The organism is Vogesella mureinivorans, assembly GCF_007644035.1.
Taxonomy (GTDB): domain Bacteria; phylum Pseudomonadota; class Gammaproteobacteria; order Burkholderiales; family Chromobacteriaceae; genus Vogesella; species Vogesella mureinivorans.
Genome location: NZ_VMTV02000440.1, coordinates 1 through 253 on the forward strand (window position 1 = coordinate 1; position 253 = coordinate 253).

At 43.9% G+C, this 253-nt stretch carries 1 protein-coding gene; it reads left to right on the forward strand.

The genetic code is table 11. The annotated features are described in order from the left end of the window. Positions 1 to 253, forward strand: a 253-nt coding sequence (locus FLQ44_RS11430) for a hypothetical protein (protein WP_147694467.1), incomplete at both ends; no start/stop codon positions are given.

A 253-nucleotide genomic window follows, 5' to 3' on the forward strand; every position in this document is an offset into this window, starting at 1 on the left:
GATTTCAAAGACCGTACTTCTACGGCGACAGAGATGACCAATTCAGTCAATGCTTTCATGGCGAATAGCAAAGAAGGCGCAACCATGGCGGTGCTACCTCCTGCCATTGATGAACTAGGTACGTTTTCAGGTTTTAGTTTACGTTTACAAGACCGTGGAAATTTAAGTATGCCAGCGTTACTGGCAGCTCAAGATGAGCTGATGGCAATGGCAGCCAAAAATAAAAAGTTCTATATGGTCTGGAATGAAGGTT